The sequence below is a fragment of the Actinokineospora baliensis genome, from assembly GCF_016907695.1.
Lineage (GTDB): Bacteria > Actinomycetota > Actinomycetes > Mycobacteriales > Pseudonocardiaceae > Actinokineospora > Actinokineospora baliensis.
In genome coordinates, this window is record NZ_JAFBCK010000001.1 from 3,925,376 (window position 1) to 3,946,745 (window position 21,370).

Consider the following 21,370-nt stretch of genomic DNA (forward strand, 5'->3'; position numbering starts at 1 on the left):
GTCCGCAGGCGCGCTTGGGAGGTCGGCGATGGGTGAGTCTGGCAAGGAACTGTTGGAGCGGGTGCAGCGCGAGCTGCTGCCGGGGGAGCACGACAACCGGTTCGTCCCGGCCGTCGCGTGCGGATCGGCGCCGCTGGTGGCGCTCGCCGCGCTGGCCGCCGAGCAGCACCGGATCATCGCCAGCGACTGGCGCACCTTCCTCACCCTGGCCGCGCAGGCCGTGGACCCGGCCGCGCGCGAGGTGTTCAGCTCGCTGGCCTCCGGCGAGGGGCTGGCGCTGGCCAAGCTGGGCGACTTCGCCGCCGCGTGCGGGCTCGACGAGGACGCCATCCGCGACTACGAGCCCCGGCCGGGGTGCCAGGCCTACCCGGCCTACCTGGCGTGGCTCGCCCTCAACGGGAACCCCAGGGACGCGCTGCTGGCGATCCTGGCCAACTTCGCCGCCTGGGGCGGGTACTGCGCCGCGATCTCCGCGGGCCTGCGCGAGCACTACGGCTTCGACGAGACCGGCACCGGCTTCTTCGACTTCTTCGCCACCCCGGTCCCGGAACTGGAAGCGCTCTACCCGGTGGCGCTGCAGCAGGCCCTCGACGACGGCTGGACCCCCGACCGGGCCATCGGCTACGGGCGGCTCCTGCAGGGCTACGAGCTGATGTTCTGGAACACCCTCGCCGACATCACCGCCTGAACCGGCTGGCGCACAAGCGTTCCGCACGGCCCTCCGGGTTCCCGGGGGGCCGTCGCGCGTTCTCGGCGGTCCGCCCTGCCGCCCACCCCGCCGTCCACATCAGAGTGCCGGAGTGGACACCGCCACCCGGGTCGCTCCGCGCCCGGTCTTTTGGGCTGCTAACTTCCACAGCAACCCAAGCGACCAGTGTGTGCGATGAGGTGCCCAGAATGGCTCAGAAAACCATTGTCCAGCTCTACGACGACCTCGACGGCTCCAGCGGCGAGGACATCCGTTCGGTCGAGTTCAGCCTGGACGGCGTCAACTACGAGATCGACCTGAACGAGGCCAACGCCGAGCGGTTGCGCGGCGAACTGGCCGATTACGTCGCCGCGGCCCGCCGGACCGGTGGCCGGGTCAAGCGGCCCGTCGCGCCGGGCAAGCCCGCCGGTGAGGGCCGCAGCAAGGAGCAGACCAAGGCCATTCGCGATTGGGCCAGGCGCAACGGCCACGACATCTCCGAGCGCGGGCGCATCCCGTCGGCCGTCGTGGACGCTTTCGAGACCGCGCACGCCGAGCCGGAACCCGAGCCCGCGCCCGCCAAGCCGAAGAGCCGCGCGAAGGTGAGGAAGGCCACCTTCTCGAATTGACGCCCACCCCACCCGGCTGGGCGGATCCGGCCGGGTGGGGGGCGCGATCGGGGTAAGTGCGCGAATTCGCCCGCGTCGAGTGGGCGAATTCGCCGGATAGTTCCACGAACGGGTATTCCCGGTTCCGACTTCCCGGTCACCGGAGTCGGGCGGCTCTGCCGAGCAGGTGGTCCCGTTCGGGTGTGCTCGTCGTCTGCCGCGCTGCCGCCAGGTACTGCTCCCTGGCGAGGTCGGGCTCGCCAGCCAGTTCCCACAGGTGCGCGCGCACGGCGGCGAGCCGGTGGTTGGTCGCCAACCGCTCGGCCACTCGCTCGGTCAGCGCCAGCCCCGCGGTGGGGCCGTGCACCATCGCGGTCGCGACCGCCCGGTTGAGGGTCACCACCGGGTTGTCGGTGACCTGTTCCAGCAGGTGGTAGAGCGCGAGGATCTGCGGCCAGTCGGTGTCGCCCGCGGCGCGGGCCTCGGCGTGCACGGCGGCGATGGCCGCCTGCAGCGCGTACGGGCCGAACACCGCGCCCCGGGTGAGCGCGGCCTCGACCAGCGCCGTCCCGCGCGCGATCAGCGCCCCGTCCCACAGCGCGCGGTCCTGCTCGGCCAGCGGAACCAGCGCCCCGCCCGCCGTAGCCCTGGCCGCGCGGCGGGCGTCGGTGAGCAGCATCAGCGCCAGCAGCCCGGTCACCTCGGCTTCGTCCCCGCGCAGCCGGTGCACGTGCTCGGTGAGCCGGATCGCCTCTGCAGCCAGGTCCGCGCGACCCATGTGGCCCTCGGTGAACACCAGGTAGAGCACCTGCAGCACCGCGGCGAGGGAGCCGGGCTCGGCGAACCCGCCGCCGTGGTCGCGGATCCGGTGCTTGGCCCGGGTGATCCGCTTGGCCATGGTCGGCTCCGGCACCAGGAACGCGCGGGCGATCTCGGCGGTGGTGAGCCCGGCGACCGCGCGCAGCGTCAACGGCACCTGGGCGTCCTGCGGCAGCGCCGGGTGGCAGCACAGGAACAGCAGCGTCAGCGTGTCGTCCGCGTCGGGCACCGAGACCTCGTCGCGGTCGGCCGACGCGGCGAGGGCCTCCTCCCGGCGCTTGCGGGCCTGGTCGGCGCGCAGGCTGTCGACCAGCCTGCGCGCCGCGACCCGGATCAGCCACGCCTTCGGATCCGTCGGTGTCCCCTCGACCGGCCACTGCGTGTGGGCGGCGATGAGGGCCTCTTGGACGGCGTCCTCGGCGGCGTCGAAGTGCCCGTACCGGCGCACGACGGCACCGAGCACCTGCGGCACGAGCGACCGCGCGAGGGCTGTGTCCACGGCAGGTGCTACAGCTCGCCGGTGGGGCTCATCAGCGGCCGGATCTCCACGGTGTCGCCCGTGCCCGCGACCACCCGCGCGGCGATCTCGGCGGCCCGCTCCGCCGTGGCGCAGTCGATGATGCTGTAGCTGACCAGCACCTCCTTGGCCTCCGCGAACGGCCCGTCGGTGGCCACCGGTGCCCCGGCCGAGGGTCGCACGGTGCGGCTGTGCGCCGGGTCGGCGAGGCCCTCGGCCCCGACGAACTCGCCTGAGGCGACCAGCTCCTGGCCGAGCTCGGCGAAGAACTCGCAGGCGGCGGCCACTTCGGCGGGCATCTGCCCGGTCGCCGTCCACTCCCGGGTGGTGGCCTCCCACGCCTCGCGGTTGGTGTAGGCCAGCAGCATGTACTTCATGGTCTTGCTCCTCGTCCAGTGAACCAGCGGTCACGCCCTTCGCGTGACCTGGCGACCGGGACGTCGGAGCCGGGGCCGCCGGATGGACAGGTCGGCCGAGACTAGCGGTATTTCGCCACGAGGGGCTCAAGCGTCCGTTCGGGTGGCCCCCGTTGTGCTGCGATAACGGTGTCGCGGTGCCCGAGCGATTACGCAGAGGCAGAGCAAGGGGCGCACTTGGGGGAGGGGGCGGGGCGTACGTGGCCTGGCGGTCGGTCGTCGCCGCGCACTTCAGGCGAACTGAGGGGAAGCTGACGCTCGCGGTGGCCGCGGTGCTGGCCGCCGCTGCGGTGGCGGGCCTGGTCGGGGTGCTGAGCATCGGGCAGCGTGCCGATCTGCTCACTGACCTGGCCGAACGCAAGGGCGCGGTCAACGCGGCCGCTGGGGAGTTCTATAGAGCTCTGGCGGACGCGGACGCCACGTCGTTCTCGGTGGTCCTGGTCAGCGGCGAGCGGGTCGCGGTGCAGCAGCAGGCGTTCCGCGACGACATCGTCGCCGCGGCGGCAGCGCTGGACTACGCCGCAAAGGCCGTGCCCGAGGTGACGTCAACAGCCAGGATCAACGAACTCACCAGTTCGGCACGGCGCGCCTACCTCGCCACGGGGGCTCTTACAACGGCTGAGCGCTTATCGGTCCTATCGTCCCTGTTGCCCGTTTACACAGGTTTGGTCGAAGCGGGGTGGGTCTATTCCAGCCGCGTTGACCCCGTCGGCACCTCTTACCTCAATGAAGCCTCCCTACTGGCGCGGGAAACCATGCTGGAACTGGCTAAGGACCTGCGGGACGCGACCCCACCTTTCGGCGTCGACTCATTCCCGTGGTTTGCGGTGGCGGTAGGGCTGGCGGTCGTTTTGCTTCTCATCGCGCTCCAGCGCTACCTGGCCCGCCGGACTCGTAGGCGGTTCAACATCGGCATGGTCGCCGCGACGGTTCTTACGCTTGTCGCGTTCGGGTGGCTCACCGCCGCATCGGTCATCGCGGCCGCGCACGCGTCCACCAGCGCCGAGCTGTCCAGGACCCGGCTCGTCCCGTTGACCGAGATCCGTGCCGAGGCCCGCAACCTCGATGGTGCGCAGGCCCGAGCGTTGATCTTCCCGTTGATCGGCGACCTCGACGGGTTGACCGCCCAGGTGAACCGCATCGACGGCAAGCTGACCGCGGTCCGTGCCGCGCCGCTGGGCACCGAGTCCCAGTACGCGCTCGACGCGGCCTCCGTGGTGGTCGAGCAGTGGCGCGCGGCGATCACCAGGGACTTCTCCGCGACCCGGCCCAGCTACGGGGAGATCGCCAAGGCCATCACCGCGGCCGAGGAGCTCAAGGACGACCTCGACCCGGCCATCGCGTCGGCCTCGCGCGAGGTCGACCAGTCCATCCAGGACGCCAGGGCCGCCTTGGCGGGGACCGATGTGGGGGTGGCCGTGTTGATGGCCGTCGCGGCCGCGGCCGCCGTCGGGGGCCTGTGGCCCCGGATCGCGGAGTACCGGTGACCGCCCGGCGGGGGTGGACCCGCCTGACCGCCGTCGTGGCCGCTGCCGCGGTCGCGGCGTGCACCCCAGCGCCTCGTGGCGACGTTCCCCGCCCGAGCGCGCCGCAGCCTCGGCCGCCCGCTGTCGAGGCCACGCAGGCGCAACCGCGCACGGTGGGGTGCAAGGGCAGCACGGCGAGCCTGCGCCCGGATGGCACCGAACTCGTCCGGTTGCCGCGCGGCGGGGCCATCGACCGGATCAGGCAGCGGGGGCAGTTGCGGGTCGGCGTCAGCCAGACCGCGGGCAGGCTCAGCTCGCGCAACCTGCGCACCGGCGCGGTCGAGGGCTTGGAGGCCGACCTGGCGATCGCCATCGCCAGGGCCATCTTCCCCGACCGCGACCCGGCGACCGTGCCCGACCTGATCCAGTACGTCGCCATGCCGACCAGGGACCGGTTCCTGGCGCTGACCACGACCGAGAACGGCAACTACCCGCCCGCGACCAACGTGGCCAAGGTCGACCTGATCATCGCCGACGCCAGCGTCACCTGCGAGCGGGTCGACACCTACGGCGTGCGGTTCTCCGTGCCGTACCTGCAGACCCGCCAGGGCCTGCTCACCTACCGCGGCACGCTCAGCGGCTGGGACCCGCGCACCGGGATCACCGGCCGCACGGTGTGCGCGGGCGCGGGCACGATCAACCTGGACCGGATCACCAAGCTCGGCGGCATCGCGGTGCCGGTCGTGGACACCACCGACTGCTTGGTCCAGCTCCAGCGCCACCAGGTCGACGCGGTGTCCACCGATGACGTGATCCTGGAGGGGTTCCGCGACCAGGACCCCAACACCGAGATCTTCCCCGGCGTGGTCGACACCGTGGACCTGGCCGCCGTGGCCATCGCCAACCGCGACGAGGACCTGGTCCGGGTGGTCAACGCCGCGTTGGAGCGCATGCGCGGCCAGCAGATGACCCAGCTCTACGCGAAGTGGTTCCCCGGTCGGACGATGGTCATGCCGCCCGCGGACTACGAGGGTGGGTGACCGGTGATAGACCACGTACCTGACCCGGCCCGGTCGCGCGCCGTCCTGATCGGCGTGGGCGACTACAAGAACCTGCCTGCCCTACCGACGGCGACCGCCGCGTTGGGCGGCTTGCACTCGGTTCTCACCTCGCCTGACGGCCTCGCCTTGTCGCATTGCGCGGTCCTGGCCAACCCGACCTCGGCTGCCGAGATAGTCCGAGTTCTCGACCAAGCCGCAGCCGAAGCCGAGGACCTCTTACTGGTCCACTGCGCTGGGCGGGTCTTGACCGAAGAGGGCGGTACACCGCATCTAGCGACTGTCGGCACGGATGGGCGCTACCTCGCGACGACTGCCCTACCGCTCGCCGAGATCCGTAGGATCTTGAGGCGCTGTCAGGCATCCAGGCGTGTCCTACTGCTCGACTGCGTGCCAGGGCACGTCATCGGTGACAGCCTCGACGAGAGCGGCGTGTTCGTCCTCTCGGCCCCTGAGCACACCCAGGACCTTTTGGCCGCCTTACGCGATGGCATCGCGGGGGAGGGGCCGTTGCTCACGCTGACGGCACTCGCCGCAGTGGTCTCGTCGGGCCGTGTGCACGACGGTGGACTCGGTGCCGCGGTCATCGCCGCCAACCCGGTCGACCGGGTGCGTGAGTTGCGCGGCCGGATCACCGAGGCCGCGCAGTTGTTGGCCATGCTGGTCACCGAGCACGCCGACACCGCGAACGTGGTCGCCGACGCCCGGCACAAGATCCTCTCGGCCGACCGGCTGGTCATCGGCGATGTCGTCGCGGACGCCGCGGGCGCGGTCCGCGACCTCGAGTCCGCCGCCGCGGCAGGCCACTGGTCCCGGGTGTCCGGGGCGATCGACGACGTCGAGGCGATCATCCACGCCGGGTCCAAGAGCCTCAGCGTCGTGCACGCCCAGGCCAAGGGCCTGCTGGCGCGGCGCGAGGAGTTGCGCGGTCGGTTGGCGGTGTACCTGGCCATGGCGGTGCGGGTGGGGATGGCTGAGGACCCGGAGTTGGCGGCCGCGCACCGCGCCGCGCACCGGTTGTTGTGGACCGCGCCGTGTGACCTCCCCGAGGCCACGGTCGCGGTGACCACCTATCAGAACGCGGTGATTCGGAGGCGCTCATGACGGCGCGGACCCCGTGTGTTCGACCGGGTTGCGACGGCTCTTACCTGGAAGACGGCTCGTGCGACGAGTGCGGCTTCCTCGCTCCCACGGGCACGGTGGTCAAGGCGGCCACACCGAAGCCCGAAGTCGCGTCCGTGCCGTCAGCGCGTCGCGGCAGTGAGACGTGGCGCGGGGTGACGGGCAGGGGGATGACGACCGGCAGCCGAACGCCGACGCGGCCGGGCGGCACCATCGTCGAGCAGGTGACGCTGCCGCCGTTCACCATGGCCGATCCCGCTGACGCTGTCCTGTCCGATCCCAAAGTCCCCTACAGCAGGCGGGTATGCCCCGCTTGCGAGGAGTTGGTCGGGCAGCCGCGCGGAGACCGCGCAGGGCTGGACGAGGGGTTCTGCCCGCGCGACCGCACGCCGTTCTCCTATGTGCCGAACCTGGCCAAGGGCAGCCGGGTGGAGCGCTATGAGGTCCTGGGTTGCCTCGCCTATGGCGGCCTGGGGTGGATCTACCTCGCGCGAGACCTGCACCTGGCCGACGGCACCGCCGAGCGCTGGGTGGTCCTCAAAGGACTCATCAACTCGCACGACCCGGCCGCGGTCGAGGCGGCCGCCTCGGAGAAGCAGTACCTGGTCACCGTGGACCACCCGAACGTCGTCACGATCAACGACTTCGTGGAGCACACCGATCCGCGCACCGGTGTGGTCGCGGGCTACATCGTGATGGAGTACCTGCCCGGCCGAACCCTCTACGAGATGTTGCAGCGCAGCCGCGACGCCCAGGGCGAGCGGGCGCCGCTACCGGTGCCCGTGGTGCTGCGGTACGCCGACGACATCCTGGCCGCCTTCGGGTACCTGCACCGCAGGGGCCTGGTCTATTGCGACCTCAAGCCGCACAACGCGATGCAGGTCAACCAACGCGTCAAACTCATCGACCTCGGTGCCGTCATGCGCGACGACAGCGACAGGGACCCGTATGGCACCGAGGGTTTCATGGCCCCCGAGGTGCAGAGCGGTGCCCACCGCCCAACCAAGCATTCCGACCTCTACACCGTCGGCCGCACCATGGCCGTCCTGAGTTTCCCGTTCGCCGCGTTCAGCAGCGCCCACGTCCACGACCTCCCGGCAAGCTTGCCCTTCGACGGCCCATACGAGTCCTTCGGCCACCTCTTGCGTCGTGCGGCGCACCCCGACCCCGCCTCGCGGTTTCACACGGCCGAGGACATGCGCGAGCAGGTGCTGGGTGTGCTGGCCGAGGTCCTCGCCCACGAGCAGGACGAACCGCGCGGCACGGTCTCGACCCGGTTCACCCGCGAGCGCCGGGTGTTCGGGACAGGCGCGGGCGTTGTCGCGGCCGAGGATGTCCCGCCCGTGTCGTGGGCGGAGGTCCCTGGCGCGTTGCCCAGTCCGCTGGTCGACCCCGCCGACCCCGCCGCCGGGTTCCTCGCGACCCTCGGCAGCGTGGCACCGGACCGGTTGATCGAAACACTGCTCGGTGCGGTCGAGCGGACCCCGGAGCTCTTGCTGCGCCTCGCGGACGCGCACATCGTCGCCGGTGACGTGACCACGGCCCGGAAGGTGCTCGACGAGTTCACCACCGCGCTGCCCGGTGACTGGCGCACGGGGTGGTACCTCGGTGTCGCCGCGTTGGCGGATGACGACCCCGCTGCCGCCGCGACCCACTTCGAAGCCGTCTACGCCGCCCTCCCCGGTGAGCTTGCCCCCAAGTTGGCGTTGGCAGCGGCACTTGAGTGGAACAAGGACACCGAACGCGCCCTTGGCCTCTATGGACGGGTGTGGAACACGGACCGCTCTTACGTCAGCGCGGCCTTTGGCCTCGCTCGCATGCTTAGTGCGAACGGCGAGCCCACTAGTGCCGTCGAGGTTCTCGACGACGTGCCCGAGAGTTCCACCCACCACACCGCGGCCCGCATCGCTGCCATCCGCACCCAGGTCGGCGATCCGGCGGAACTGCCCGAAGCGATCTCCCGCCTCGACGCGCTCACACTCGACGCCGAACGCCTGGCCCGGCTCGACATCGAGGTCCACGGCGCGGCGCTGCTCGCGCTCGCGGGCTCGGCCCCGCTGCCCTCCGACGAACACGTCGACGAGGAGACCCGCCTGCGGACCCGGCTCGAACGCTCCTACCGGGCGCTGGCCAAGCTCACCACCGATCGGGACGTGCGGTCCAGGCTCGTCGACCGCGCCAACGAGGTCCGACCGAAGACGATGGTCTGACCCGGTGACGGCACTCGTCTGCGTCAACTGCGGCGCCACCCTCCAGCCGGGGTGGCTGTTCTGCGAGGACTGCGGCCGGGACCAACGCGCACTGCCCACCGGCGAGCCGCGCGTCGAGCACTCCACGCAGAGACCAGACCTGGACCTCGACCGGGTCGCCGCCATCACCGACCGGGGCAGGCGCAGGGAGCGCAACGAGGACGCGGTAGCCATCGGGACGCTCGGTGACGTAGCCGCGGCCGTTGTGTGCGACGGGGTCGCCTCGGCGCCGGGGTCCGAGATGGCAGCCATCCGCGCCGCGGAGGCAGGTCTGGCGGAGTTGTTGGCCGCTATCGCGCGCGGGGAGGAACCGATCGCCGCGACAACCGCGGCCGCGAACTCAGCCGCAGACGCCGCCGCGCTGTTGGGCGACCCGTCCGATAAGAACCCACCTTGCTGCACCTACGTCTCCGCGCTCGTCACAGCTGAGGACGTCACCGTGGGGTGGGTCGGTGACAGCCCCGCCTACTGGGCGGGCTCAACGGGGATGCGCAGGCTCACTGTCGACGACTCGGCGGCGGGCAGGCTCATCGCGCAAGGCGTAGGCATCGAAGACCCGCGTATGGCCGAACCCGGCGTCCACGCGTTGGAACGCTGGCTCGGGGCCGACGCCGGGCCGATCAGCGCCCAAGTGCGCCGCTTCAGCCCACCCGAACCCGGCCTCGTCTTGCTGTGCAGCGACGGCCTCTCCCGCTACGTCGACGCCGGGCTGGTCGCCCCGGCCGACCACCTCGGCACCCCCGCCGCGGTCACCCGCACCCTGCTCGGCCGCGCGCTGGCCGCGGGCGGCCACGACAACGTCACCGTCGCCGCGATCACCGCGACCGGAGGAGGACCGGCATGACCCTCGAGTTCGAGGTCCACGTCGACCAGAACGAGTACCTGCCCTCGGGCGCGCGGACCATGGACGCGGTCGTCTCGGTCACCCTCACCGGGGACACCCTGGGCCAGCCGGGCACCGACCGGGGCCTGGCCAGGGTCATCATGATCGACACATCCGGGTCCATGTCCGGCAACAAGATCGCCCAGGCCAAACTGGCGGTCAACGCGGTCGTCGCCGCCCTGCCCGACGGGGTGGCCTTCGCCATCGTCGCGGGCACCGAGATCGCCACCATGGTCTACCCGAGCACCCCGACCCTGGCCGAGGCCTCCTCCAGCACCCGCAACAAGGCGCGGCAGGCCGTCGGCAAGCTGGTGGCGGGCGGCGGCACCGCGATCGGCACCTGGCTGCGCCTGGCCGAGCAGTTGTTCGCGACCACCACCGCCCCGATCCGGCACGCGGTGCTGCTCACCGACGGCCGCAACGAACACGAGACCACCGAACAGTTCTACGAGACGGTGACCTCCTGCGAGGGCAAGTTCACCTGCGACGCGCGCGGGGTCGGCGACGGGGGATGGCAAGCGCGCACCCTAGAGCGCATCGCCGACACACTGCACGGTTCGGTGCGCGGCCTCCCTGACGCGGCGGCACTCGTCGCGGAGTTCAAGGAGATCACCGAGAACCTCATGGGCACAGCCGCGGTCGACGTCACACTACGGCTGTGGACGCCCGCTCACGCGCGGCTGCGGTTCCTCAAACAGGTCTTCCCGCGCATAGTCGACCTGACCGACCGTGGCATCGTCATCAGCCCGCGCGTGCGCGAGTACCCCACCGGCCATTGGTCGGCCGAAACCCGTGACTTCCACCTGTCCATAGAGGTCGACACGGGCGAGGTGGGGGAGGGGCTGGTCGCGGCGCGGGTCAGCATGTCCGTCGGCGACCAGCAGTCCGCCGAGCACCGCGTCCGCGCGTTCTGGACCGATGACCCGGTGCTGTCCACCCGGATCAGCCCCCAGGTCGCGCACTTCACCGGCCAGCAGCGGATGGCCGACCTGGTCCGCGAGGGGGTCGACGCGCACCAGGCCGGTGACCTGCCGCTGGCCAGCGACCGCCTCGGCCGCGCCATCGACCTGGCCAAGGAGCACGGCAACACCGAGACCGCCGCCCACCTGGCCCGCCTGGTCGAGGACGACGGCACGGGCACCCACCGGGTCCGCGACCGGATGGCCGACGTGCTCAAGGAAATGGCCCACATCGAGTCCAAGCGCACCACCCGGGTGCGCTCCGCCGAGGAGTAGCCCATGCCCCGGTGCCCCAAGGGCCACGAGTCCACCGACCCGACCGAGTGCGACGTGTGCGGCCGCCCCCTCGGCGCCGCCCCCGTCCCCGCGCACCCCACCGCCCCCGAACCCACCGCGGCCTGGGACTGCCCGCAGAGCCACCCCGGCCAAACCGGCCGCTTCTGCGAGGTCTGCGGCTACGACTCGCTCCTGCCCGCCGAACAGCAGCAGCGCCAAGCTGTCCCCTCCGCCGAACCCCAGTGGTCCCTCACCGTCGCCGCCGACCGCGCGTACTACGACGAGACCAAGGCCAACACCAACGACCTGCGCATCGACTTCCCCCGGTTCGTCCCGCCCCGCCGCTTCACCCTGGCAGGCGACTCCCTGGTCATCGGCCGCGCCGACCCCACCAGGGGCATCCACCCCGACATCGACCTCACCGGCCCCCCGGAAGACCGGGCCATCGGCCGCTCCCACGCCATGCTGGTCCCCGCGGAATCCGGCTGGACCATCGTCGACCTCCACTCCACCAACCGCACCTTCGTCAACAACATCCAGACCCCCATCCCCCCAGACCACCCCACCCCCCTAACCCCCGGCGACCACATCTACCTAGGCGCCTGGACCGTCCTCACCCTCCACGCCGAGTAGCCCCAGTGCCACGCAATCCGCCTATCACCTTCCAGGGCGCGCTCAAGGTCCTCGGCCACCACGACCGCCCCTGGCTAGACCGCCTCGACTCCCTCCTCGGCGGCGTCATCCTCGCGTCGGTCGGTATCGCGCCTATAGAAGGCCTGTGGGCCTTGGTCGACCAGAAGAACGAAGCGGTCCGCCTCGTCCGCACCGGCCTGGACGCGGTCTCAGACAAACTCCTAGGCACGAATGGCGTCGAACGCCAAGACCTCTTGGTCGCCTCCCACACCATCCTCATCATGACCGCCTACTTCGAAGTCGTGGACGAACAGCGCAAGATCCCTCACCGCGACCGGGTGGTATTGGCGACGGGCGTCGCGCTCAACGAGAAGAACTGGCTGAAGCTCCTCTACACCAATCCGCTGCCTGCTCCGTGCGCCACCAAGACCTTCGCGACTCTGCTGACCGATATCAGCGGCTGGGCCTCCCTGATGATCGCCTCCGCCGGGATCGCCGAGTCGGCCAACGCCTTGGGCGACGAGATCGCCTCCCGGTACCACGCCCACTTCCTGCGGATGGCGGAACGGATTCCCGAGTTCCGGATCTGGGCCGAGCTGGCCGAGCGCGCCGCAGTCGGTTCAATCCTGGGCAGGCTGTCCGAACAACTGGCCCACGGCCCCGCCAACCCGCCCCGAGACCTGCGCAAGACCCTCGCCGACGCGAACACCGCCGAACTGGACGAGCCACTGGTTCGCGCGGACGGTGCCGCCACCGTGTTCCCCAGGGTGCGCGAGATCTTCCAGACCCCGAGGGTTCGCCTCACCACCCGCGACAGCAGATCGCTGCTGGCCGACGAGAACTGGTGGGACGAGGAAGGCGTTCGCGTCGACCTGGACCGTGTGTTGGCCGTCCACTTCAGCACCCCGGCCGCGACCGAACGGCCGATGCTGCTGCTCGGCCACCCCGGTGCGGGCAAGTCGTTGCTGACCAAGGTCCTGGCCGCGAGCCTGCCCGCCGCGAACTACACGGTCGTCCGGGTGCCGCTGCGCCACGTCGACGCCAACGCCCAAGTGGACTCCCAGATCCAGACGGCCCTCGACCGGCTCACCCACCGCCGGGTCAGTTGGCCCGACCTCGCCGAGCAGACCAGCGGAACCCTCCGCGTCGTGCTCCTGGACGGCCTCGACGAACTCCTCCAGGCGACCACCCACGACCGCACCGGCTACCTGCACGACGTGGAGACCTTCCAACGCCGCGAGGCCGCATACGGGTACCCGGTCGCCGTCGTCGTCACCTCGCGCACCCTGGTCGTCGACCGGGTGACCGTCCCCGACGGGGTCCCGGTCGTCAAACTGGAGGACTTCGACACCGAACAGGTCGAGGCGTGGAAGGCGGAGTGGAACCACGCCAATGAACACTCCGGCGTGCGCCTGCTGCCCTCCCGCCTGGCCGAGAACGTCGCTGAACTGGCCAGGCAGCCGCTCCTGCTGATGATGCTGGCGGTCTACTACGCGGACTGGGAGGCACCGGAGCCAACCGCGCAGATGTCGTTGACCGACCTCTACGAGCGGATGTTCGAGCTGTTCGCCCGCCGCGAGGCCGAGAAACGGGCGATTGCCGATGTGGACGCCACCGTCCGGTTGACCCTCCGGCGGTTGTCGGTCGCGGCCCTGGGGATGCTCAACCGCGGCGCCCAGTCGATCACCGAAGCGGATCTCGCCGCGGACCTGACCGCCCTCGACGAACCGGTGACCAGCGGCAAACGCCTGCTGGCCGAGTTCTTCTTCGTGCACTCCCCGCAAGCCCGCGGTGACACTGAGCACCGCGCCTATGAGTTCCTCCACCTGACCTTCGGCGAGTACCTGGTCGCCGACCGTGTGGTGGAGGTCCTGCGCGACGTCGCCGACAGCGCGTTCGGCAGACGCGCCAAGCACCGCCCCGATGACGACCTGCTGTTCACCCTGTTGTCGCACCAGCCGCTGTCCATCCAACGGCCGGTCCTCGATTTCATCGCCGCCAAGCTCGCGAAGCTGCCGCCGGATGAGACCGAGAAGATCGCTGAGACGCTCGAGGAATTGCTGGCCCGCTACCACGAGCCGCGGACGGCGAGCCGGTTCGACAAGTACCGGCCACTACCCGACCACAGCGTCCGCCAAACCGCCGCGTTCAGCGTGAACCTGGTGCTCCTGCGCATCGCCTGCCCCCAGGGCGACCTCGATCTCGCCGCCATGCGCCTTGTCGACAAGGACAGGTGGCGGTCCCTGGTGCGGCTCTGGTACGCGGGACTCGATTCGACCGCCCTGCTCTCGATCGGCGCCAGCATGGATGTGCGCGATGACCGTGTCCGCTCCGGCGGCACGGGGTTGCTGCCGCTAGGGCTCACCGTCGCCCGGTTGCTCGGCGACCGCGACCTCCAGGCGCGTCTGCTGATCGGGCACGCTGTTCAAGGACGGTACGTGTACCACGAACCAGCCGACTACCAAGAGTGGCTGGATCAGACCTACGCCTGGCTGGTCGGCTTCGCCGCTCGCCCCACCGGAGGAATGTTCGGTTTCACGTACCCACCTGAACCGTACGACCCCACCCGGTTGTCGACGGTCATCGATCTGGCGACGCACGTCTTGCGGATCCGATCCCTTGAGTGGCATCCCCACTTCCTGGCTGAGTTTCTCGTCTGGCTGGCCGATCTCCCGGGCGATCGGAGGTGGCTGGTCGACATCGTCGCGCTGCACGGCGCCGCTGCCCGCCGCGCTCTGGTCGAGGAGATCCGGTCGACCCCCACCAGCAGGCTGCTCATCGAGGAACTCGCCCAGCTCGAATGGGACGCCCCTGCCTAGCTCGGTGGGACCGGGCGTGGTGTGCTGTGCGGGTGACTGGTCCGAGACAGGGGCGCTTTCCCGTGCGGTTCGGGACCGCGGAGGTGGTGCGGGACCTGGACCGGGCGAACGGGTGGTTGCTCAGCGTCGACGGGGTGGCGCAGTCCTACGTCGACGTTGACGATCCGACGCACCTGGAGTTCGACTACGTGCGGCGGATCGCGGACGTGCTGGACTGCTGGGGGGAGGCGGGGGCGGCGGTCGACGCGCTGCACCTGGGGGGTGGGGCGTGCACGGTGGCGCGCTACCTGTCGGTGACCCGGCCGGGGTCGCGGCAGGTGGTGATCGACGCCGACGGGGGGATGGTGGCGCTGGTGCGCGACCAGTTCGGCGTCGACGCGATCCCGGGGGTGACCGTCCACGTGGGAGACGGCCGGGCCGGGGCGACCGACCGCGAGGACCTGTCCGCCGACGTCGTGGTGGTCGACGCCTTCGAGCGGGGAATGGTCTCGGCGGGCCTGTTCAGCGTGGAAGCGACCAGAGAACTCTCCCGAGTCCTCCGCGCCGACGGCGTCTACCTCGCCAACCTCTCCGACGGCCCCGGCCTCCCCTTCGCCAGCCGCGCAGTCGCCACCCTCTCAGCGGTCTTCGGCAACGTCCTCCTCCTAGCCGAACCCGCCGTCCTCCGCGGCCGCCGCTACGGCAACATCGTCCTGGCCGCCTCCGCCGTGGACCTCCCCACCGACCACATAGCCGCGCGAGCCGCCAACGCCGCCTTCCCCGCCCGCTGCGTGACGGCTGCCGAACTCCGCGCCCTGGTAGGCCCGGCCCGCCCCCTGACCGACGCCGAACCAATCACCCCGCCGGTGCCGCCCAAGGACCCCTTCGCTACCTGATCTCGAGTCGGCTCCTCGCCTTCGGCATTGCGACCCGGACCCGTGGTGGTGCGGTGTGCTCGATGGGGCGGGGTCGGCTCGCCTTCGGCATTGCGCTGGATCGTGGTGGGTGGGGTGGGCTCGATGGGTCGGGGTCGGCTCGCCTTCGGCATCGCGACCCGGACCCGTCGTGGTCCGGTGTGCTCGATGGGGCGAACTTGGTTTGCGCGGGGCCCCTGCGCTACCCGTGGCAGGACCGCAAAGCTGGGGCCGAAAAGCATGGCCCTGCAGCGCACAACGCTACGGATACCGCCACCCCACACAAACCAAGTCCGCCCCATCGAGCATTGGGCGGGCGGCTTCCGAGGAGCGGTCGTCGGCTTGGGTGGGACGGCTCGGGGGGTTGCTCTGGCACCAACCAGCCCACCGAGTCGGCCCACCCAACCCAACCCACCGAGTCAGCCCACCCAAACCCAACCCACCGAGCCAACCCCGCCAGCCCCACCACCGCCCCCGGAAGTCGCTGGTGAGGAGCCGCGCGGTTTCCGGACAGGGGATTAACTGTCTATTCAAGCGGCGATTTGTTGGTTCTTGTGTTCGATGTATACCTCGTGCGGTGGGCGGTAGCCTATCGCTGAGTGAAGTCGTCGGCGATTATACCAGAACTCGATGTAGCGAGTGATGTGCTGCCGGGCTTCGTCTCGGGTGGAGTAAGCCATCCGGTTGACGCATTCGTTTTTGAGTGTGCCGAAGAACGATTCGGCCATCGCGTTGTCGAAACAGATTCCGGTTCGCCCTGCTGATTGCTTCAACCGGAGGCTGGTGAGGACGTTGTGGTACTCGGTGGACATGTAATTGCTGCCGCGGTCGCTGTGAAATATCGCACCGTCGGCGAGTGGGCGGTTTCGGGCCGCGTTGCGGATAGCGCGGCTGATGAGCGGTGTCTGGTAGTTGTCGTCCATCGCGTAGCCGATCACTTCTTTCGTGCAGCAATCCAGCACGGTGGCCAGGTAAAGCCAGCCTTCCATCGTGGGAACGTAGGTGATGTCGCCGACCAGCTTGCGTCCCGGCGCGGGCGCGGTGAAGTCACGGCCGACCAGGTCGCCCACCGGCGCGGCCGCCGCGGTGGTCAGCCCGAACCGCCGGGGTCTTGGCTGGCAGGGAACCAGCCCCAGTTCACGCATGAGGTGCCGGACCAGTTCAACACCCACGCACACGCCTGCCCGCCGCAACTGGGCATGGACCCGCCGGTGGCCGTAAGTCGAGTCCGAGGCCTCGAACGCGTCCCGGATAAACGCTTTCAGCTCCTCTCGCCGTCGCGCGGTGGCCGATTCCGCCCGGCCGCGCCATTCGTAGTAGCCGGACCTGGAAACGTCGAGCAGTCGGCACATGAACAGGACTGGATACGCGTACTTCGCAGGTTCAAGTCGCATCGTTTCGATGAACTCGTACTTGCTGACTACTCGGCATCCTTCGCGAAGTACGCTGCGGCTTTTTTCAGGAAAGACACTTCCATCTCGAGTTCGCGGTTACGGCGTTCCAACTCTCGTAGTCGCGCTCGTTCGTCCATTGCCAACGGCTCCGACACGGCGACGGCCGAGTCCGCGCCTTGTTCCCGCTCATAGCTCCGCACCCATACACGCAGTGTCTCCGAGTTCATATTCAACTCGCGCGCCGTCTCGGCGATCGGCCGTTTCGACCGCAACGCCATCTGAACTGCTTCCTCACGAAACTCCGGCGAGTACGGACTCCGATGGGCCACGTGCACTCCCTCAACTTCCCGACAGGACAATCTTACTGGGTTCCTGTCCGGAAACCTCGAGGCCCCTCACTGGTGCCAACTGCTCGATGGGGTGGACCTGTTTTGCGTGGGGGAGCGGCAGTCGTAGCGTTCCTGCGCGGACAGGGCCACGCTTTTCGGCCCCTGCTTTGCGGTCCTGCCACGGCTGTCGTAGGGGCCCCACGCAAAACAGGTCCACCACATCGAGCCCGCACTTAAATCGCGGATCCACGCCGATGCCGAAGGCGAGGCGAGGATCCGATGCAAGGCGCGAAGCGACGAGCCGAAAGACAGCGCTACACCGACGCGTGCGTCCGAGCCCGCAACGGCGCCAGCGCCGTGCTCCACGCCACCACCTGATCCAGCAGCGTCGTCAGCGCAGGCACGTTGTACTCCCCAGGCTTGAACACGCTGTAGTTCTCGAACTCCGTGACCAGCGACAGCGCCACCTGTTGCCGCACATCAGCCATCTGCAGTTCGCCCGCGATCAGCCGCAGGTGTTCCACCGCCCGCGTGCCGCCCACCGAGCCGTAGGACACGAACCCGATGGCCTTGTTGTTCCACTCGGCGTACAGGTAGTCCATGGCGTTCTTCAGCACCCCGGACGTGCTGTGGTTGTACTCGGGGGTGATCACCACGAACCCGTCGAACGAGGCGATCTTGGCCGCCCATTCCCTGGTGTGCTCGTTTTCGTACTGCCCCATCGACGGTGGGGTGGGTTCGTCGAGGTGGGGCAGGGGGTAGTCGCGCAGGTCGACGAGTTCGTACTCGGCGTCGGCGCGGCGGGTGGCGATGTCGCGCACCCATGTGGCCACCTGTTCCCCGTTGCGGTTGGGCCGGGTGCTGCCGAGGATGATGCCGATCCTGGTCACCGTGTGCTCCCTTGAGAGGCGTCCACTCCGGACCCAGGCTACGACGGACACCGCACCCCAGCGACTCAGTCGAACAGCCGCTGGCCCCAGAACGCCCCGTCGGCCAACCCGGGTGGGCACGCGAAGTGACCGGATCCGGTGTGCTCCAGGTACTCCATCATCCGGTCGCGTGAGGACAGTGCCTGTTGCATCGGCACGAACTGGGTGCGCGAGTCGCGGTTGAAGCACACGAAGAACAGGCCGGCGTCCAGGTGCCCGAAGCCGTCCGATCCGTCGGTGAAGTTGTAGCCGCGGCGCAGGATCTTGGCCCCGTCGAGGTTCTCCGCGGCCAGCCGGATGTGTGAGTCCTCGGCCACCAGGGCCGCCCCGCCAGCGCCGCGCACGTGCGGGTCGACCTGGTCGAACTCGTCGCGCTGCCCGAGCGGCGCCCCGCTGCCCTTGGCCCTGCCGACGATGTCCTCCTGCTCGGCCAGCGAGGTGCGGTCCCAGATCTCGATGTGCATCCGGATCCGGCGCGCCACCAGGTAGGTCCCGCCGACCATCCACTCCGGACCCCCGGTCACCCACACGTGCTCGGCCAGCGCCGCCGGGTCCTCGGCCTTGAGGTTGTTGGTGCCGTCCTTGAACCCGAACAGGTTGCGCGGGGTCGCCTGACCGGTGGACGTCGAGGAGGTCCGGCCGAAGCCGAGCTGCGACCAGCGCACCGCGACCTTGCCGAACCCGATCCTGGCCAGGTTGCGGATGGCGTGCACCGCCACCTGCGGGTCGTTCGCGCACGCCTGCACGCAGATGTCGCCACCGCCGCGGCGCGGGTCGAGGTCGTCGCGGGGGAAGCGGGGCAGGTCGATGAGGGCTTCGGGGCGCTTGGCCGCCAGCCCGAACCGGTCGTCGAACAGCGTCGGACCGAACCCGATCGTCAGCGTCAACGCCGACGCGGGCAGGTCGAGCGCCTCCCCGGTGTCGGCGGGCGGCGCCTCCCGGTGCCCGCCGACGGCCCCGCCCTCGGCCGCCTCCTGGCCCGCGGTCATCCGTTCGGCGGCCGCCGTCCACGCCCGCAGCAGTGCGACGAGCTCCGCGCGGTCCTTGGTCGTCACGTCGAACGCGACGAAGTGCATCCGGTCCTGGGCGGGCGTCACGATCCCGGCCTGGTGCTGCCCGCGGAAGGGCACCACCGATGAGGCCGGGACCGCCGCGTCCTGCCGCTGTTCCCCGGTCGCGAGCACTCCAGCGGCAGCGCCCAGCCCGGCGACCGCGACACCCGCGCCCGCCAGGCCGAACAACCCGCGCCGGGAAACGCTCACTTCTGCGCCACGACCTCGGCGACCTTGCTGATCGGCTCGCCCAGGGCGTCCACGGCCTCGGCGAACGCCTTGACCTCGGCCTCGCTCAGGTCGGTGTAGAGCTTGTAGCCGTCGCCGGTGTGCTGCTTGTCCAGCAGGTCGGTGACCACCTTGAAGCGCTCTTCCAGCGTCTTGGCCAGCGCCGGGTCGCGCTCGTTGACGACCTCGCGCAGCGCGTTCACCGCAGCCGCCGAGCCCTCCACGTTCGCCCGGAAGTCCCACAGGTCGGTGTGCGAGAAGATGTCCTCCTCGCCGGTGATCTTGCCGGTGGCGACCTCGTCGAGCAGTTCTTTGGCGCCGTTGGCCAGCTGCAGCGGGGTCAGCTCGACCGTCTTGGCCCTGGTGGCGATCTCGTTGACGTCGGTGGCCAGCCGGTCGGCGATGGCGCCGCTGTCGGCCTGCAGCCCGCTGACCCACAGGTCCTTCTCCAGCCGGTGGAACCCGGTGAACTCCTGGCCCGCCTCCAGGTCGGCCTCGCGCGCGTCGATGCGCGGGTCGAGGTCGCCGAAGCTCTCGGCCACCGGCTCGATGCGCTCCCAGTAGGTCCGCGCCACCGGGAACAGCGCCTTGGCCTCGTCGACCTTGCCCGCCTTCACCGCCGCAACGAACTCACCCGTCTTGGCCACCAGCGGCTCGACCTGGGAGTTGATGTAGTTCTGGTAGCTCTTGGTCGCCTCTGCCAGCTTGGTGTTGGTGTCGACCTGCCTGGTCGCCGAGCCCTTGACGGTGAACTCGGCGCGGATGCCGTCGCCGGTCATGCCCGGCCTGCACGAGGTCTGGTACTTGCCGCCGTCGGGCACCTCGACGATCAGCCGCCTGGTCAGGCCCGGGGTGATGTTCTCGACCTCACCCATGATCCGGTCGCCCTCGCCGTAGAGGTAGAACTCGGTGACCCGGGTGCCCTTGTTGCTGACCTCGAAGGTGATCGTCCCCGCGTCGGCCTCCGCGCGGGTCAGCCCGCACGCGTCGTCCTTGGCCTCGACCGCGATCGGCCCGCCCGCCGCGGCGGTGCCGCCGCCGGTGCCGCCGCCGCTGGAGCCGCAGGCGCTCAGCGGGATCAGGACGGCTAGACCGGCCAGGCCGATGCCCAGGTCCTTGAGTCTCACGGGGTGGCTCCTTGCGCGGGGACGGGGCCCGCGACCTTGCGCGCGGGCCAGAGGAAGACGGTGAGGGTGATGGCCACGTAGGCGACCCAGGCGATGGCCTGCAGGACGCTGGTGCGCGCCGAGTAGTTGAAGACGCCCTTGAGCAGCGCGCCGTACCAGGAGTCCTCGGGCACCGGCCCGGACAGGTCGAACGCCAGGGTGTTGAGGCCGGGCAGCACCGCGGCCTCCTGCAGGTCGTGCAGGCCGTAGCCGAGCACCCCGGCGGCGACGAAGATCAGCAGAACGCCGGTCCAGGTGAAGAAGCGGCTCAGGTTGATCCGCAGCGCGCCCCGGTAGAGCGCCCAGCCGAGCACGACCGCGATGCCGATGCCGATCAGGAAACCGACCAGCGGTCCGCTGTTGGTGCCCGCGGACTGGGTGGTCGCGTAGAAGAAGACGGCGGTCTCCAGCCCCTCCCGGCCGACCGAGAGGAACGCGACGCCCGCGATCGCGGCTGGCCCGATGGCCAGCGCGTCCGACAGCTTCCCGCGCAGTTCCCCGCTGATCTTGCGGGCGGCGCCGCGCATCCAGAACACCATCCCGGTGACGAACGCGACCGCCACCAGCGACATCACGCCGCCGAAGGTCTCCTGCGCCTCGAAGTCCAGGGTGCTGCTGGTGAAGGTGATCAGCGCACCGACCCCGACCGCGAGCGCCACGGCCACCCCGACGCCCAGCCACACCCAGCGGATCTCGCGGCGCCGGTCGGACTTGACCAGGTACGCCAGCAGGATGCTCACGACCAGCGTGGCCTCCAGGCCCTCCCGCAGGCCGACCAGGGCGCTGGCGAACACGTACTCCACGCTGCACCTCCGCCGGATTCGGTAAGCCTTACCTGGTCGAACCGTAGGTAAGCCTTACCTGGG

General features: G+C 70.1%; 19 protein-coding genes. 11 read left to right on the top strand and 8 right to left on the bottom strand.

What is annotated here, in order from left to right:
- The first annotated feature begins 28 nt into the window (after nucleotides 1–28).
- Nucleotides 29–688 (top strand): thiaminase II/PqqC family protein, encoded by a 660-nt coding sequence (locus JOD54_RS18300; RefSeq protein ID WP_204451695.1) that lies wholly within the window; start codon nucleotides 29–31, stop codon nucleotides 686–688.
- Between the two features lie 209 nt (nucleotides 689–897).
- Nucleotides 898–1,317: a histone-like nucleoid-structuring protein Lsr2 gene (locus JOD54_RS18305; RefSeq protein WP_204451696.1), complete on the top strand. Its 420-nt coding sequence runs from the start codon at nucleotides 898–900 to the stop codon at nucleotides 1,315–1,317.
- A gap of 136 nt (nucleotides 1,318–1,453) precedes the next feature.
- Here JOD54_RS18305 and JOD54_RS18310 read toward each other — a convergent pair whose 3' ends face one another.
- Nucleotides 1,454–2,614 (bottom strand): RNA polymerase sigma factor, encoded by a 1,161-nt coding sequence (locus JOD54_RS18310; RefSeq protein ID WP_204451697.1) that lies wholly within the window; start codon nucleotides 2,612–2,614, stop codon nucleotides 1,454–1,456.
- 8 nt (nucleotides 2,615–2,622) lie between these two features.
- Nucleotides 2,623–3,009: a YciI family protein gene (locus JOD54_RS18315; RefSeq protein ID WP_204451698.1), complete on the bottom strand. Its 387-nt coding sequence runs from the start codon at nucleotides 3,007–3,009 to the stop codon at nucleotides 2,623–2,625.
- Between the two features lie 239 nt (nucleotides 3,010–3,248).
- Here JOD54_RS18315 and JOD54_RS18320 point away from each other — a divergent pair, with 239 nt between their 5' ends.
- From JOD54_RS18320 to JOD54_RS18360, 9 genes are all read left to right on the top strand, one after another.
- Nucleotides 3,249–4,535 carry a GlnX family signal transduction membrane protein gene (locus JOD54_RS18320; RefSeq protein WP_204451699.1) on the top strand — a complete coding sequence of 429 codons (1,287 nt, stop codon included), beginning with the start codon at nucleotides 3,249–3,251 and terminating at the stop codon, nucleotides 4,533–4,535.
- Entirely contained in the window at nucleotides 4,532–5,554 is a 1,023-nt protein-coding gene (locus JOD54_RS35590) for a transporter substrate-binding domain-containing protein (RefSeq protein ID WP_204451700.1), read from the top strand. Before JOD54_RS18320 ends, JOD54_RS35590 begins: the two co-directional genes overlap by 4 nt.
- Nucleotides 5,555–5,557: 3 nt before the next feature.
- On the top strand, nucleotides 5,558–6,676 hold the full coding sequence (locus tag JOD54_RS18330) for a caspase family protein (protein WP_204451701.1): 1,119 nt from the start codon (nucleotides 5,558–5,560) through the stop codon (nucleotides 6,674–6,676).
- 188 nt (nucleotides 6,677–6,864) lie between these two features.
- The gene (locus tag JOD54_RS18335) at nucleotides 6,865–8,904 is read left to right on the top strand and encodes a serine/threonine-protein kinase (RefSeq protein ID WP_443601568.1); all 2,040 of its coding nucleotides are present in this window, start codon (nucleotides 6,865–6,867) and stop codon (nucleotides 8,902–8,904) included.
- A 4-nt stretch (nucleotides 8,905–8,908) separates the two neighbouring features.
- Nucleotides 8,909–9,787, top strand: coding sequence for a PP2C family protein-serine/threonine phosphatase (locus JOD54_RS18340; RefSeq protein WP_204451703.1), 879 nt, complete (start codon nucleotides 8,909–8,911; stop codon nucleotides 9,785–9,787).
- Nucleotides 9,784–11,061 (top strand): vWA domain-containing protein, encoded by a 1,278-nt coding sequence (locus JOD54_RS18345; RefSeq protein ID WP_204451704.1) that lies wholly within the window; start codon nucleotides 9,784–9,786, stop codon nucleotides 11,059–11,061. Before JOD54_RS18340 ends, JOD54_RS18345 begins: the two co-directional genes overlap by 4 nt.
- Before the next feature lie 3 nt (nucleotides 11,062–11,064).
- Complete coding sequence (locus JOD54_RS18350; protein WP_204451705.1) at nucleotides 11,065–11,694, top strand: FHA domain-containing protein; 630 nt, start codon at nucleotides 11,065–11,067, stop codon at nucleotides 11,692–11,694.
- Between the two features lie 5 nt (nucleotides 11,695–11,699).
- A complete protein-coding gene (locus tag JOD54_RS18355; protein WP_204451706.1) occupies nucleotides 11,700–14,513 on the top strand; it encodes an NACHT domain-containing protein in 2,814 nt (937 codons plus the stop codon).
- The gene (locus JOD54_RS18360) at nucleotides 14,495–15,388 is read left to right on the top strand and encodes a spermidine synthase (protein ID WP_204451707.1); all 894 of its coding nucleotides are present in this window, start codon (nucleotides 14,495–14,497) and stop codon (nucleotides 15,386–15,388) included. The genes JOD54_RS18355 and JOD54_RS18360 overlap by 19 nt, the downstream gene beginning before the upstream one ends.
- Before the next feature lie 548 nt (nucleotides 15,389–15,936).
- Here JOD54_RS18360 and JOD54_RS18365 read toward each other — a convergent pair.
- The 6 genes from JOD54_RS18365 to efeU all read right to left on the bottom strand — a co-directional run bounded on the left by JOD54_RS18365 (nucleotide 15,937) and on the right by efeU (nucleotide 21,298).
- Nucleotides 15,937–16,800 (bottom strand): IS3 family transposase, encoded by an 864-nt coding sequence (locus JOD54_RS18365; protein WP_372440260.1) that lies wholly within the window; start codon nucleotides 16,798–16,800, stop codon nucleotides 15,937–15,939.
- A gap of 26 nt (nucleotides 16,801–16,826) precedes the next feature.
- Nucleotides 16,827–17,135 carry a transposase gene (locus JOD54_RS36020; RefSeq protein ID WP_372440325.1) on the bottom strand — a complete coding sequence of 103 codons (309 nt, stop codon included), beginning with the start codon at nucleotides 17,133–17,135 and terminating at the stop codon, nucleotides 16,827–16,829.
- Between the two features lie 308 nt (nucleotides 17,136–17,443).
- The gene (locus JOD54_RS18370; RefSeq protein WP_204451709.1) at nucleotides 17,444–18,019 is read right to left on the bottom strand and encodes an NADPH-dependent FMN reductase; all 576 of its coding nucleotides are present in this window, start codon (nucleotides 18,017–18,019) and stop codon (nucleotides 17,444–17,446) included.
- A 65-nt stretch (nucleotides 18,020–18,084) separates the two neighbouring features.
- Nucleotides 18,085–19,320, bottom strand: a complete 1,236-nt coding sequence (efeB, locus tag JOD54_RS18375; protein ID WP_204451710.1) for an iron uptake transporter deferrochelatase/peroxidase subunit — start codon at nucleotides 19,318–19,320, stop codon at nucleotides 18,085–18,087.
- A complete protein-coding gene (gene efeO / locus JOD54_RS18380; RefSeq protein WP_204451711.1) occupies nucleotides 19,317–20,465 on the bottom strand; it encodes an iron uptake system protein EfeO in 1,149 nt (382 codons plus the stop codon). Before efeO ends, efeB begins: the two co-directional genes overlap by 4 nt.
- Complete coding sequence (gene efeU, locus JOD54_RS18385) at nucleotides 20,462–21,298, bottom strand: iron uptake transporter permease EfeU (protein WP_204456361.1); 837 nt, start codon at nucleotides 21,296–21,298, stop codon at nucleotides 20,462–20,464. Before efeU ends, efeO begins: the two co-directional genes overlap by 4 nt.
- Nucleotides 21,299–21,370: the final 72 nt, after the last annotated feature.

Bases quoted from the DNA above. Each gene is read 5' to 3' on its own strand.
- JOD54_RS18300 (WP_204451695.1), top strand. From the start codon at position 29: ATGGGTGAGTCTGGCAAGGAACTGTTGGAGCGGGTGCAGCGCGAGCTG.
- JOD54_RS18305 (WP_204451696.1), top strand. From the start codon at position 898: ATGGCTCAGAAAACCATTGTCCAGCTCTACGACGACCTCGACGGCTCC.
- JOD54_RS18315 (WP_204451698.1), bottom strand. From the start codon at position 3,009: ATGAAGTACATGCTGCTGGCCTACACCAACCGCGAGGCGTGGGAGGCC.
- JOD54_RS18335 (WP_443601568.1), top strand. From the start codon at position 6,865: ATGACGACCGGCAGCCGAACGCCGACGCGGCCGGGCGGCACCATCGTC.
- JOD54_RS18345 (WP_204451704.1), top strand. From the start codon at position 9,784: ATGACCCTCGAGTTCGAGGTCCACGTCGACCAGAACGAGTACCTGCCC.
- JOD54_RS18350 (WP_204451705.1), top strand. From the start codon at position 11,065: ATGCCCCGGTGCCCCAAGGGCCACGAGTCCACCGACCCGACCGAGTGC.
- JOD54_RS18360 (WP_204451707.1), top strand. From the start codon at position 14,495: ATGGGACGCCCCTGCCTAGCTCGGTGGGACCGGGCGTGGTGTGCTGTG.
- JOD54_RS18365 (WP_372440260.1), bottom strand. From the start codon at position 16,800: ATGCGACTTGAACCTGCGAAGTACGCGTATCCAGTCCTGTTCATGTGC.